The organism is Streptomyces sp. ALI-76-A (assembly GCF_030287445.1).
Taxonomy (GTDB): domain Bacteria; phylum Actinomycetota; class Actinomycetes; order Streptomycetales; family Streptomycetaceae; genus Streptomyces.
Genome location: NZ_JASVWB010000002.1, coordinates 2,737,703 through 2,750,394, shown reverse-complemented (window position 1 = coordinate 2,750,394; position 12,692 = coordinate 2,737,703). Strand labels below are relative to the sequence as shown.

10 protein-coding genes are annotated in these 12,692 nt (G+C 72.7%); 4 read left to right on the top strand and 6 right to left on the bottom strand.

From position 1 onward, the window contains the following. Positions 1-25 precede the first annotated feature (25 nt). Positions 26-2,110 carry a YhgE/Pip family protein gene (locus tag QQS16_RS13335; RefSeq protein WP_286061862.1) on the bottom strand — a complete coding sequence of 695 codons (2,085 nt, stop codon included), beginning with the start codon at positions 2,108-2,110 and terminating at the stop codon, positions 26-28. Continuing rightward, on the bottom strand, positions 2,082-2,843 hold the full coding sequence (locus QQS16_RS13330) for an ATP-binding cassette domain-containing protein (protein ID WP_286061861.1): 762 nt from the start codon (positions 2,841-2,843) through the stop codon (positions 2,082-2,084). Before QQS16_RS13330 ends, QQS16_RS13335 begins: the two co-directional genes overlap by 29 nt. Before the next feature lie 173 nt (positions 2,844-3,016). Here QQS16_RS13330 and QQS16_RS13325 point away from each other — a divergent pair, with 173 nt between their 5' ends. The 3 genes from QQS16_RS13325 to QQS16_RS13315 all read left to right on the top strand — a co-directional run bounded on the left by QQS16_RS13325 (position 3,017) and on the right by QQS16_RS13315 (position 5,346). Beyond that, the gene (locus QQS16_RS13325) at positions 3,017-3,583 is read left to right on the top strand and encodes an SAV_6107 family HEPN domain-containing protein (protein WP_286061860.1); all 567 of its coding nucleotides are present in this window, start codon (positions 3,017-3,019) and stop codon (positions 3,581-3,583) included. 256 nt (positions 3,584-3,839) lie between these two features. Further along, positions 3,840-4,667, top strand: a complete 828-nt coding sequence (locus tag QQS16_RS13320; protein WP_286061859.1) for a methyltransferase — start codon at positions 3,840-3,842, stop codon at positions 4,665-4,667. Positions 4,668-4,956: 289 nt separating this feature from the next. Then, positions 4,957-5,346: an SCO2097 family morphological protein gene (locus tag QQS16_RS13315; RefSeq protein WP_286061858.1), complete on the top strand. Its 390-nt coding sequence runs from the start codon at positions 4,957-4,959 to the stop codon at positions 5,344-5,346. A gap of 299 nt (positions 5,347-5,645) precedes the next feature. Here the strand turns inward: QQS16_RS13315 and QQS16_RS13310 are convergent, their stop codons facing one another. From QQS16_RS13310 to QQS16_RS13295, 4 genes are all read right to left on the bottom strand, one after another. Then, positions 5,646-8,060 (bottom strand): transglutaminase TgpA family protein, encoded by a 2,415-nt coding sequence (locus QQS16_RS13310; RefSeq protein ID WP_286061857.1) that lies wholly within the window; start codon positions 8,058-8,060, stop codon positions 5,646-5,648. Continuing rightward, positions 8,057-9,421, bottom strand: coding sequence for a DUF58 domain-containing protein (locus QQS16_RS13305; protein WP_286061856.1), 1,365 nt, complete (start codon positions 9,419-9,421; stop codon positions 8,057-8,059). The genes QQS16_RS13310 and QQS16_RS13305 overlap by 4 nt, the downstream gene beginning before the upstream one ends. Further along, a complete protein-coding gene (locus QQS16_RS13300) occupies positions 9,421-10,455 on the bottom strand; it encodes an AAA family ATPase (RefSeq protein ID WP_286061855.1) in 1,035 nt (344 codons plus the stop codon). The genes QQS16_RS13305 and QQS16_RS13300 overlap by 1 nt, the downstream gene beginning before the upstream one ends. Before the next feature lie 248 nt (positions 10,456-10,703). Further along, positions 10,704-11,315, bottom strand: a complete 612-nt coding sequence (locus QQS16_RS13295) for a beta-class carbonic anhydrase (protein ID WP_286061854.1) — start codon at positions 11,313-11,315, stop codon at positions 10,704-10,706. A gap of 365 nt (positions 11,316-11,680) precedes the next feature. Here QQS16_RS13295 and rsmH point away from each other — a divergent pair, with 365 nt between their 5' ends. Then, complete coding sequence (gene rsmH, locus QQS16_RS13290; protein ID WP_286061853.1) at positions 11,681-12,637, top strand: 16S rRNA (cytosine(1402)-N(4))-methyltransferase RsmH; 957 nt, start codon at positions 11,681-11,683, stop codon at positions 12,635-12,637. The last annotated feature ends 55 nt before the right edge of the window (positions 12,638-12,692 follow it).

Sequence of the window (12,692 nt, the reverse complement as noted above, 5' to 3'; positions counted from 1 at the left end):
GTGGGCCGGGGTGTCACCGAAGGGCTCACAGGGTCAGCTCCGGGTGCAGCCGGTCGAGCGTCCACACCTGACGGCGGCGGGCCGACACGGCCGTCAGCGCGAGGGCGCCCGCGGTGAAGGCCGCCAGCACGGCACACGCCTGCCACACCGGGCCCAGACCGCCGCCGGTGATCAGCCTGCGCAGAGCGTCCACGACGTGGCTCATCGGCAGGAAGGGGTGCAGCGCGTTGAAGAAGTCCGGGCTGGTCTGCACCGGGTAGGTGCCGCCCGCGGACGTCAACTGCAACATCAGCAGGGCCAGGACGAGGATCCGGCCCGCCGCCCCGAAGCGGGCGTTCAGCCACTGCACGATCGCCGCGAAGCACGCCGTCACCAGGAACAGGAAGCCCACCGTGCCGGCCGCCCGTGCCATCTCCAGGCCGACCGCCCAGTGCAGCACGGACATCAGGGCCACCGTCTGGAGCACCCCGATCGCCACCACCGGCAGCCAGCCCGCCAGCGCGATCCGCCAGGCGGAGGCGCCCGCCGCCAGGGCGCGCCGGTTCAACGGGGTGATCACCATGTAGGCGACCATCGCGCCCACCCACAGGGACAGCGGGATGAAGTACGGGGCGAAACCGGTGCCGTAGTTGGGAGCCTTGTGCAGGTCCTCGGAGACGAGCCGGACCGGGTCCGCCATCACCCCGGTGCGCTGGTCGCGGGCCTTCGCGTCGTAGTCGGGGATCTGCTCGGCGCCGTCGTGCAGACCGTTCGACAGCTTCCCGGAGCCGTCGACCAGCTTGTACATGCCGCCGTTCAGGGTCTCGGCGCCCGTCCTCAGGTCACCGACGCCCTCGTCCAGGTCCGACGCGCCGGTCTCGGCCGTGCCGAGCCCCGTGTGCAGCCGCTTGGCGCCGGCGGCGACCTTCCCGGCGCCCGTGTTCAGCTCGTTGATCCTCGACACGGCGTCGTCGAGGTTCTCGGAGAGGCGCGGGGCCCGGTCGGCGAGCGCCTGGGCCTGCTTCTGGAGCGTGCCGAGGTGGCCGTCGAGCTTCGTCAGGTCGCCGTCCTGGTCCGCGACCAGCGTGTCGACGTCATCGGCGACCTTCGCCACGTCGGCGGCGGCCTGCCGGGCCTTCTTCAGGTCGGCGCAGGCGGCGTCCGGCAGGACGGGATCCTCGCAGCGCGCCTTGTGGACGTCGTTCAGCGTGTCGGAGGCCGTGTGCGCTCCCTTGGCGGCCGTCGGGGCGGTCTCCACCAGTGTGTCGAGGTTGGTGCGGATCGTCCCGGCCGAGTCGGCGACCAGCTGGGCCGTGTCGCCGATGGTCTTCTCGTTGTCCTCCAGGAAGGGCCCCACCTTGTCCGCGACGCCGTTGACCTTGTCGGCGAGAGCCTGTGTGCCCTCCGCGACTCGCCGTGAACCGTTCTCCAGATCGCCGGCGCCCTTGTCGAGCCTCGTCAGTCCCCTGGACAGCTTGCCGCTGCCCTCCTTGGCGTCCTTCAGGCCGTCGGCCAGGTCCTTGGATCCCTTCTCCGCCTTGCCGATGCCGCCTTTGAGGTCGTCGGCGCCCTTCGCGGCCTTCACCGTCTCGCCGTGGATGCCGGAGAACGAGATGAAGATCCGGTCCAGGAAGGACCGCGACGCCTTGGTGGACGCGGCCGTGCGCACCTCGCTGAACACCGTCCGCGAGATCTGCCCGACGATGTAGTTGTTGGCGTCGTTCGTACGGACCTGGAGCGCGCCCGTCTCGGGGGAGTCGCCCGAGCTGGACGCGATGCGCCTGCTGAAGTCGGCCGGCATGGTCAGCGACAGGTAGTAGGTGCCGTCCTCCACGCCCGCGCGCGCGTCGGCGGCGCTCACCTCGTGCCACTCGAAGGTGTCGCTCTCCCGCAGGCCCTCGGTGATGTCGTCGCCCGCCAGGAGCCGCACGCCGTCGGCGGTCGCGCCCTTGTCGTCGTTCACCAGGGCCACCGGGATGCGGTCGAGACGGCCGTAGGGGTCCCAGAAGGACCACAGGTACAGGGCGCCGTACAGCAGCGGCAGCACCAGCAGGGCCACCAGAGCGGCGCGCGGCAGCTTCCCCCTGCCGAAGCGGCGCAGTTCAAGCGCGGCCAGTCCCGGCGAGCGCATCGGCCCTCTCCTCCCCTTGGTCGTCCTGCGGCTGTTCGCTCTCCCGGGGCTGCCTGGTGGCGACCCGCACGGTGTCCTCGGGTGCCTCGCCGCACACGGCCACGACCGTCGTCCCGGTCTCCGTGAGAGACCGGAGCAGTGCCCACACCTCGGCCCGCTCGGCCTCGGACAGCTTCAGGTCGGCGTCGTCGACGCCCAGCAGGCTCGGGCGCCCGATCAGTGCCAGCGCGACCGACAGGCGCAGCGCCTCCAGCCGCTCCAGATCGCGTACGGCGGTCCGCGCGCCCTTGGGCAGCGCCTCCGGATCGAGGCCGGCGGCGGTCAGCGCGGCGCCGATGCGGAGCCTCGCCTCGGCCGCCCGTTCGGCACGCGGCCGCAGCAGGCCGCGCAGCGCGCCCCCGAACCGCCGTTGCAGGAGCGCCCGTTCGCGCAGGTGCTCCCCGACGGTCAGGGCCGGGTCGAGGTCCGTCACCCCGGTGACATGGGCCAGGGCGCTGACGCGCCGTACCGCCGCCGACTGCTTCGGCAACCGTGCTTCCCCCACGGTCGCGGTGCCCTCCGTCGCCTTCATCCGCCCGGTGAGGGCGAGCAGCAGACACGTACGGCCGGAGCCCGAGGGCCCTTCCACGGCGATCAGCGCCCCGGGTTCCGCGGTGAGGTCGACGCCGCGGAACGCCCAGCCGCGCGGGCCCCTCACCCCGAGACCCTCGGCGGTGATTCCGACTCCGCCCATGGCGCACCCACCCCCTGACATGTCGAACACTTTTGAACTGACTGGTCAGTTCAAAAACTAGCCCGAACCTTCGTTTGATGCAAAAGCCCAGGTCAGGACGGATTGTCAGTGCCATACCTCACGATGGGTACATACGGCCACAGTGCCGTCACACAGACGACAGGAGGATCGTCATGGCCAACCACCACGCAGCAGCCGCCCGTCGGCGCCGCGCGACCGGCCCTGCCCCCTCACTGACCGGTCCGGCGAGCGACGTGCACCCCGTGCTCCGCCGGGCGACAGCCCCGCCCGCCGCCCTCGACCTGCTCGCCCAGGCCCGCGCCGGACTGGACGAGGCCGCCGCCCTGGAGACGTCGAACGAGCGCTACGCGACAGCCCACCTCGCCGCCCTGCGCACCGCCGCCGCCGTGCTCGCCGCCCGCGGGCGCCCGGAGGCCACGCCGCGCCGCCGGGCCCGGATCCGGAGCGCCTGGGAAGTGCTCCCCGAGATCGCGCCCGAGCTCGCCGAGTGGAGCGCGCTGTTCGCCTCCGGAGCCCGGCGCCGTGCCCGGGCCGAGGCGGGCATCCAGGGCGCGGCCAGCCGTCGGGACGCCGACGACCTGATACGCGACGTGGCGATGTTCCTGCGCCTCGTCGAGCGCATGCTGGTGCTCCAGCCGGTCCTGCCCCAGCCACGTCAGGACATGGACCAGCCGGAGGACCGGGGCTCCGCCGACCGCGACTTCCCGGACGCGGGATGACCGGGCGGACCGGACCGGCCGGCCGAGAGACCCGGGGCGCCGTGCCGCTCGCTCCTCCGCTCCCCGGCCGCCCCCGCGGCCCGGGTCCACCGTGCGAGACGGTGCGCGGGGCACACCGCCGCGGTGACCGGCCGCGGTGTCAGAGGCAATAGGGTGGGAAGCGCCTGAAGCCTCTCCCGACCCGCGTCCGCGGCGGGGAGGCGCCCCGTTCGCTCCGCCGCGCAAGAGGCGGTGCCGCGCCGAGGAGTCAACTGCCGTGTCGGATCCGATGCGCCCGCCCGCCTCCCCCCGCCGCCCTCACGCGACGTCGCTACGCTCCGACCCCTCCCGGCCCCGCGCCTCTCTCCGTACGGCCGTGGTCTGGGAGGTCCTCCAGGACGCCGTGGACCGCCGGACCAAGGCGACCGGCCGGGAGTCGCTGGACATCCTCGACACCGGGGGCGGCAGCGGCAACTTCGCGGTGCCCGTCGCCCGGCTCGGCCACCGGGTCACCGTCGTCGACCCCAGTCCGAACGCGCTGTTCGCCCTGGAGCGCCGCGCCGCCGAGGCCGGAGTCGCCGACCGGGTGCGGGGCGTGCAGGGCGACACCCACGGCCTGTTCGACGTGGTCGAACGCGGCGGCTTCGACGTCGTGCTGTGCCACGGAGTCCTGGAGTACGTGGACGACCCCGTCGAGGGCGTCCGCAATGTGGTGGCCGCGCTGCGGGCCGAGGGCGTCCTCAGTCTGCTCGCCGCGGGCCTGGGCGGCGCCGTGCTCGCCCGTGCCCTCGCGGGCCATTTCACTGAGGCCATGCAGGCCCTCGACGACCCGAACGGCCGCTGGGGCTCCGGCGACCCCGTACCGCACCGCTTCACCGCCGAGCAGCTCACCGGGCTGGTCGAGGGCGCCGGCCTGCGGGTCGGCGCGGTGCACGGCGTACGGGTCTTCGCCGACCTGGTCCCCGGCGTTCTGGTGGACACCGAGCCCGGAGCCCTGGAAGCCCTGCTGAAGCTGGAGGAAGCGGCGGCCGAGCTGCCCGCGTTCCATTCGGTGGCCACCCAGCTGCATGTGCTGGGTGAGACCCGGGGGGACGGCGAGGCCTGAGCCGCCTCCCGGGATCGGGCGCCGGGGGCGCGTCGCTGATCAGGGACTTGCGTGTACATGGAGTACGCCACAGGCCCCCCGATCGGGCGCCCTGCGCCGTATGATCGAGGGAGACCGCCCGGCATGACGGGACGGCTGCTGGGGAATGCAGACTTCAGCGGGCCGGGACGCCATGGCGGAATCCGGTTGGCCAATTGGCGTAGAGGGGCGGGTTTCACGGGGGCGATTCCCTGCCTATCCTGAAGGGACCCCCTAGTCGCCCCGGCGACTGCACGATGAGGAGGACTCCGTGCCGCTCTCGGAGCACGAGCAGCGAATGCTCGAGCAGATGGAGCGAGCGCTGTACGCCGAAGATCCCAAGTTCGCGTCGGCGCTCGAGGGAAGCGGGCTGCGTACGTACACCCGGCGGCGGGTCTACCAGGCGGTCGCGGGCTTCCTCGTGGGCATCGCGCTCCTCATGGCAGGTATGGTCGCCAAGCAGGTGTGGCTCAGCGTGGTGGGCTTCCTGGTCATGCTGGGATGTGCGGTGCTCGCGGTGACCGGCTGGCGCAAGGCCCCCAAGCCGGGTGAACAGCCCGCCGGTGGCCCACAGGCACCCCGCCAGGGACGGCAGCGGCGCTCCATGATGGACCGGATCGAGCAGCGCTGGCAGCGGCGCCGCGACGAACAGGGCCATTAGCTCGACGAACAGCTCTCACCAGTACGTGAGGGGGTGACCACCCGCCCGGGTGATCACCCCCTCACGTATGCCCGCGCCGCGTATGCCCGCGCCTGCGGGTTCAACGGCATCACCGCCGTGGGCCGCCTCTGCCCGCCACGAGCGTGTGCCACGGTCGGACGCGCCGCACCGCACCCGACCGCACAGCAGGGCCCCGGGTCGCATCGACCCGGGGCCCTGCTGTCAGCTGGGAGAAGGCTCGCCGCCCTGGTCCGGCAAGGAAGCCCGGCCGCCGGACACGTCCGCGAAGGGCCGGGCCCTCAGCTCCCCTGACCCGACGGCTTGCGCAGCGTCGGCCGGGCCGCGGCCGCACGGGCCGTGAGGCCGGTCCACCACTCCGCCAGCGCCCACGCCACTCGCACGGTGGAACGCGGGGCGACCACCGCGCGGACCCTGGTCCCCCTGCTGACCGTGCTCCGGAACGCGCCCACGACCCGGTGGACGTCGTCCGCGAGACCCGCCGTGAGACGTGGCCGGGGCGCGTAGAGCACCTGTTCCACGGCGTCCGCCACCCGGTGCACCGAAGCCGCCGCCACCGGGTCGAGATGTCCGAGCCGGACGATCCGGGCGGCCGCCTTGCGCGGGGTCTGCGACTCGTCCGGCGCGATCCCGAAGTCCCACGCCGAGTCGGCCAGCTCCTGCCAGGCCGCCAGGGTGGCCGGCGCCGCGTCCGCCTCGCCGCGGCCGTGCCCGCCCAGCCGCACGGCACGGGCCCGCAGCCGCCACAGCATCGGTGCCAGAGGGATCGCCAGGACGGCGAGTCCGGCGAGGATCCAGCCCAGGAGCTTGACGTACCACCAGGGGCCCGCCACCGCCCACCACGGATCGTCGGTGTCACTGCCCAGCGCCGCTGCCGGGGACTCGCTCGCGCAACCGTCCAGCTTCCGCTGCTCCGGCGTGCAGGTCTCGCTCGCCGAGGGCGCGGCCGACGGTGCGGTGCTCGCCGACTCGGACGGCACCGACGGGTCCGGGAGCGTGCTGCCGGCCGCGTCCGGCACGGTGTACGACGGCACGGTGCCCCGGTTCGGAGTCGGCTCGAAGCGGGTCCAGCCCACGCCCTCGAAGTACAGCTCGGGCCAGGCATGGGCGTCCTTCAGCCCCACCGACACCGTCCCGTCCACCTGCGGGGTGCCGGGCGCGAAGCCCACCGCGACCCGGGCCGGTATGCCCAGGGAGCGGGCCATCGCCGCCATCGCGAAGGAGAAGTGGACGCAGAAGCCCTGCTTGTTCCGCAGGAACCGGGCGATCGCCTGCGAACCGCTGCCCACCTGCACCGAGGTGTCGTACTCGAAGCCACCGGTCACGGCGAAGTAGTCCTGGAGCGCGACCGCCTGTTCGTACGGGTCCGCCGTCCCCGCGGTGACCTGGCGGGCGGTGTCGGCCACCACCGGCGGCAGTGAGTCCGGCAGGTCGGTGTACTCGCGGGTCAGTGCCTCGGGCGGGGTCGGTGCGGAGGCGAGCTGCTCGGCCGTCGGCTGCACGTCCAGGCTCCGCACGGTGTACGTCACACCACGGGTGTTCTGGCCGTGGTCGCCGACGAGGGTCATGCCCTCGGGCTCGTAGCGCCAGTTGCCGTCGATCCGCACTCTGCTGGGCGGGTACGGCATCGGCAGCCAGTCCTGGGCGTACCAGCCGGCCGCCGAGACGGTCGTGTCGAACGTCGTGCGGTTGATGTCGGGGCCGAGGCCGATGGGGGTCGGGAAGTCGCCCCGGGGGACCGCGGTGATGGACCGCTTGGACGGCTTCCAGGTGGTGCCGTCGAAGTCGTCCAGGGACACGATCCGCAGGTAGAGGTTGGAGATGTCCGCCTCGGAGCCGGGCCTGAGGGACAGGACCTGGCGGTTCTCGTCCACGTTCAGACTGTCGCGCAGGGACACCAGCGGGTTGACCGCGGAGATCGTGCCGCCGTTCCCGGTGCCGGAGCCGACGCCCGCGCCCGTGCCGTCCAGCAGGCCGCCGTTCATCGAGGGCAGGGCGAGCGGCACCACGAGGGCGACGCCCAGCGCGACCACGCCGATGCGCCGTCCGCTGCGGACCGGGGCCACCGCACCGGAGTCCTCGCTGGAAGCGTGCGCCGTCCCGCCGAAGACCCGGCCCCACTGCGACAGCCGCTCCCGCCCCTCGGCCAGGAGCAGCAGCAGATAGCCCGCCGCCGCCACCAGGAACCACAGCCAGTCGGCGCCGCCGTCGGCCAGCCCGGCCGCGACGGAGTACAGCGCGAGCAGCGGCAGACCGGCCGGGGCCGCGCTGCGGAAGGTCACCGCAAGGGTGTCCACCGCGAGGCCGATGATCAGCACGCCGCCGATGAGCATCAGCCGGATGCCGTCGGCCTCCAGCGGCGCCGGGATCGCGTACCGCGCGATGTCGTCGGAACCCTGTTCGAGCAGGTCGGCGAAGCGCAGGAAGGCGTCCGGACCGGGGACCAGCCCGACGAACGCCTGCTCGCGGGCGAAGGTCAGCGTCAGCAGTATCAGGGTGACCAGGGCCTGTGCGGCCACGGTCAGCGGCCGGGCCAGCGGTACCCGCCGGGCCGCCGCGCCCACGCCCGACTGCACCGCCAGCAGGAAGGCGGCCTGCAGGATCCAGGTGGCCGGCTCGACCAGCGGCAGCAGGGTGCACGCGGCCATCAGCGTGGCCGCCCAGGCGCACAGCGTCAGTCGTACCCGCCCGCTCATGACCATCCCTCCCCGCCGCCCGGTGCACCGACGCCGCTGCGCTCCCGCTCGGCCTGCCGCCACAGGTCCTCCAGCGAGGCGCCCCGCGGCACGCTCAGCGCCGTCCAGCCCGCCTCGCGCAGCATCCGCAGCCGCTCCTCGCCCTTGTGCAACGGGCCGGGCACATCGCTCGGTTCCCGCGCCCAGCTGTCACCGTCCAGCAGGAAGGCGACCGCTCCGCCGCCGCGCTGCCGCATCCTCGCGGCGATCGCGGCCTGTTCCTCGTCGAGGTCGCCGAAGAAGGCCACCAGCAGTCCCTCGTTGCCGCCGCGCAGCACGTCGTAGGCCCGGGACAGGCCCGCGCCGTCCGAGTGGTCGATCACCGCGAGGGTGTCCATCATCATTCCGGCCGCGTCCGCCGTCTCCTGGCTCGCGCCCGCGAACCCGTCGGCGTTCTCGCTGGGCACCGAGTTGCCGGTGTCCGTCAGCAGCCGGACCGAGAAGCCCCGTTCGAGCATGTGGACCAGGGCCGACGCGGTCGCCGACACGGCCCATTCGAAGGCCGAGTCGGGGCCCGCGCCCTGGAAGGCGAGGCCCCGGGTGTCGAGCAGCACCGTGCAGCGGGCGCGCTGCGGCTGCTCCTCGCGGCGCACCATCAGCTCGCCGTAGCGCGCGGTGGAGCGCCAGTGGACTCGGCGCAGGTCGTCGCCGTAGCGGTACCCGCGCGGGATCACGTCGTCCTCGCCGGCCAGCGCCAGCGAGCGCTGCCGTCCCTCGCCGTACCCCTTCGCCTCACCGCTGAGGCGCACCGGCGACAGCGGCTCCACGCGCGGGATCACCGTCAGGGTGTCGTACGTCGAGAAGGACCGGGTCAGTTCGCACATGCCGAACGGGTCGGTCAGGCGCAGCTGCAAGGGGCCCAGAGGATAGCGGCCGCGCAGATCCGAGCGGACGCGGTAGGACACCTCGCGGCGGCCGCCCGGCTCCACCCGGTCGAGCACGAACCGCGGACGCGGTCCCAGGACGTACGGCACCCGGTCCTGGAGCATCAGCAGACCGGTGGGCAGCCGCGAGACGTTGTCCATCCGCAGGTGGACGCGGGCCTCGCTGCCGGCCGGCACGCGCGCGGGGGAGAGCCGGCGACTGCCCGCCACCCGGTATCGGGTGCGGAAGAGCACGGTCGCGCAGAGCAGGGGCAGCGCGGCCAGCAGCAGACCGACCCGCAGCAGGTCGCTCTGCCCGAGGACGTACGCGCAGATGGCCGCGGCGATGCCCGCCGCCAGGAAGGAGCGGCCGCGGGTGGTGAGGCCGGCCAGGGCCGTGCGGACGGCGCCCTTGTCGCCCGGGTCGGCCTCCGCGTGCCCCGTCCCCGCGACGGTCATCACAGCCTCCGGGGCGGTTGCTGGCCCAGCGCCGTCGCGCCGCGGCCCAGCCCGATGCCGCTCTGCTGGGGCGCCGCGGGCACCGGGGTGCGCTGCAGGATCTCCTGCACGACCTGCTCGGCCGTACGACGGTTCAGCTGGGCCTGGGCGGTCGGCAGCAGACGGTGGGCCAGTACGGCGACGGCGAGTGCCTGCACGTCGTCCGGCAGGGCGTACTCCCGGCCGCTGAGGGCGGCGGACGCCTTCGCCGCGCGCAGCAGGTGCAGCGTCGCCCGCGGGGAGGCGCCGAGTCTCAGGTCGGGGTGGGTGCGGGTGGCGGCGACCAGGTCCACCGCGTACCGCCGGACCGGGTCGGCGACGTGCACACCGCGGACGGCGTCGATCAGCTTCAGGATCTCGTGCGCGTGCGCCACCGGCTGGAGGTCGTCCAGGGGGTTCACCCCGCCGTGGATGTCGAGCATCTGCAGCTCGGCCTCCGCGCTGGGGTAGCCGATGGAGACACGGGCCATGAATCGGTCGCGCTGAGCCTCCGGCAGCGGGTAGGTGCCCTCCATCTCGACCGGGTTCTGCGTGGCCACGACCATGAAGGGGCTGGGCAGCTCGTAGGTCTGCCCGTCGATCGTGACCTGGCGCTCCTCCATCGACTCCAGAAGCGCCGATTGCGTCTTCGGCGAGGCGCGGTTGATCTCGTCGCCGATCACGATCTGCGCGAAGATCGCGCCCGGCTTGAACTCGAAGTCCCGGCGCTGCTGGTCCCAGATGGACACACCCGTGATGTCCGAGGGCAGCAGGTCGGGCGTGAACTGGATACGCCGCACCGAGCAGTCGATGGACCGCGCCAGTGCCTTGGCGAGCATGGTCTTGCCGACGCCGGGGACGTCCTCGATCAGAAGATGGCCCTCGGCGAGCAGTACGGTCAGCGAAAGCCGTACGACCTCGGGCTTGCCCTCGATCACACCCTCCACGGAACTGCGGACACGCTCCACAGTGGCGGTCAGATCAGTGAGGCTCGCTCGATCGTCATAGGTCGTCACCCGGCCCTCCTCGGCCCGTTCTTTCCAGGCCGGCGCACTCGATGTGCGACCGGCCCACCTCGAAACGCGGACACCACGCCGAAGTCAGTTCCGCGTGACGCCACTCCCGCATTCTTGCTGCCGTTACCGATTCGTGTCACTCGCCTGTGGACAACTGCCCGCACTATGTCGGGTCTTACGGTGTTTTGGGCGCCGTGAGGCCGGAAATCAACAGCGAATCGACAGGTGTGGAGGCCGATCACGCGGGTTCAAGCGGGGTCGATCTCCCGCAGCAGGCCCGTCTTCACGTCGAAGACGAAGCCCCGTACGTCGTCGGTGTGCAGCAGGAACGGAGAGGTGCGCACCCGCTGCATCGACTGCCGTACGTCCTGGTCGACGTCCCGGAAGGACTCCACCGCCCAGGCGGGACGCTGGCCGACCTCCATCTCCAGTTCGGTGCGGAAGTCCTCGGTGATCGACTCCAGACCGCAGCCGGTGTGATGGATGAGGACGACGCTGCGGGTGCCCAGCTTGCGCTGGCTGATGGTGAGCGAGCGGATCACGTCGTCGGTGACGACTCCGCCCGCGTTGCGAATGGTGTGGCAGTCGCCGAGTTCCAGGCCGAGCGCGGCGTGCAGGTCGAGCCGGGCGTCCATGCAGGCCACGACGGCTACGTGCAGCACGGGACGGGCGTCCATGCCGGGATCGGCGAAGGCGGCGGCGTAGCGCTCGTTCGCCTCGACGAGACGGTCGGTGACGGTGCCGCCAGTGACCATGGCGGCTTCGGGACCTGCGGGGACCGATGCGGAAGTCGTCATACCCATGACGGTACTGGTCACGCTTGGAGCGGGCTCGGTGTGAGAGTGGACAAAGAACGTCATTGAGCCTTGTTGTGAGCTAACCCACACGGGTGGCGAGACAGCGGCCGTACGAGTGATTCTTCCGGATACGTCGCATCGATCCCACGCCGGGCCGCGACGCGCAGGCCGGTTGATTGACCGCGCGACACCGTGGACTAAAGTGACGCGAAGCGGGAGGCGAGCCCTCCCCGCGGACTGATCTTCCCTGGAGATCCCGGCGATTTTTCGCCGGAGATCCCCCCACGTGCGCGGCGCGTACGTACGGCTCGGCCTCCTCCCGCTCCCGGCCGGCTGACGCTTTCGGCGCCGGCAGGCCTCCCCTTCACCGGGGGAGGGCGGGGACCCCGGCGGTGCGTGCGGCACCGCGCCGGACCTGAGAGGGCCCCTTGAGCCAGAGTCGACACGTTCCGGTGATGCTCCAGCGGTGCCTGGACCTGCTGGCGCCCGCTCTGGAGCGGCCGGGAGCGGTGGTGGTCGACTGCACGCTCGGCCTCGGCGGTCACAGCGAGGCCCTGCTGGCGCGGTTCCCCGAGGCGCGGCTCGTCGCCCTCGACCGCGACAAGGAGGCCCTGCGCCTGTCCGGTGAGCGCCTCGCGCCCCACGGGGAGCGCGCGACCCTCGTCCACGCCGTGTACGACGAGCTGCCCGAGGTCCTGGAACGGCTCGGCATCCGGCGCGTCCAAGGCGTGCTCTTCGACCTCGGCGTCTCCTCCATGCAGCTCGACGAGGCCGACCGCGGCTTCGCCTACGCCCAGGACGCCCCGCTCGACATGCGGATGGACCAGTCGACCGGCATGAGCGCCGCCGAGGTCCTCAACACCTATCCGCCGGGCGAACTCGTCCGGATCCTGCGCGCGTACGGCGAGGAGAAGCAGGCCAAGCGGATCGTGTCCGCGGTCGTGCGCGAGCGCGAGAAGGAGCCGTTCAGCAACAGCGCCCGGCTCGTGGAGCTGATCCGCGACTCCCTGCCGCAGGCCGCCAAGCGCACCGGCGGCAATCCGGCCAAGCGCACCTTCCAGGCCCTGCGCATCGAGGTCAACGGCGAGCTGTCCGTCCTGGAGCGGGCGATCCCGGCCGCGGTGAAGGCGCTCGACGTCGGCGGACGGATCGCCGTCCTGTCCTACCACTCGCTGGAGGACCGGCTGGTCAAGCAGGTCTTCGCGGCCGGTGCCGCCACCACCGCCCCGCCCGGCCTGCCCGTCGTGCCCGAGCGGTACCAGCCGCGGCTCAAGCTGCTCACGCGCGGTGCCGAACTTCCCACCGAGGAAGAGGTCGCCGAGAACCGGCGGGCGGCCCCGGCGCGACTGCGCGGGGCCGAGCGCATCAGGGAGGACGTCGGGTGAGGCAGGCCAAGGGGCGGGCGGCCAGGTCGGCAACGCGGACGCGGGGGAGGAGCGA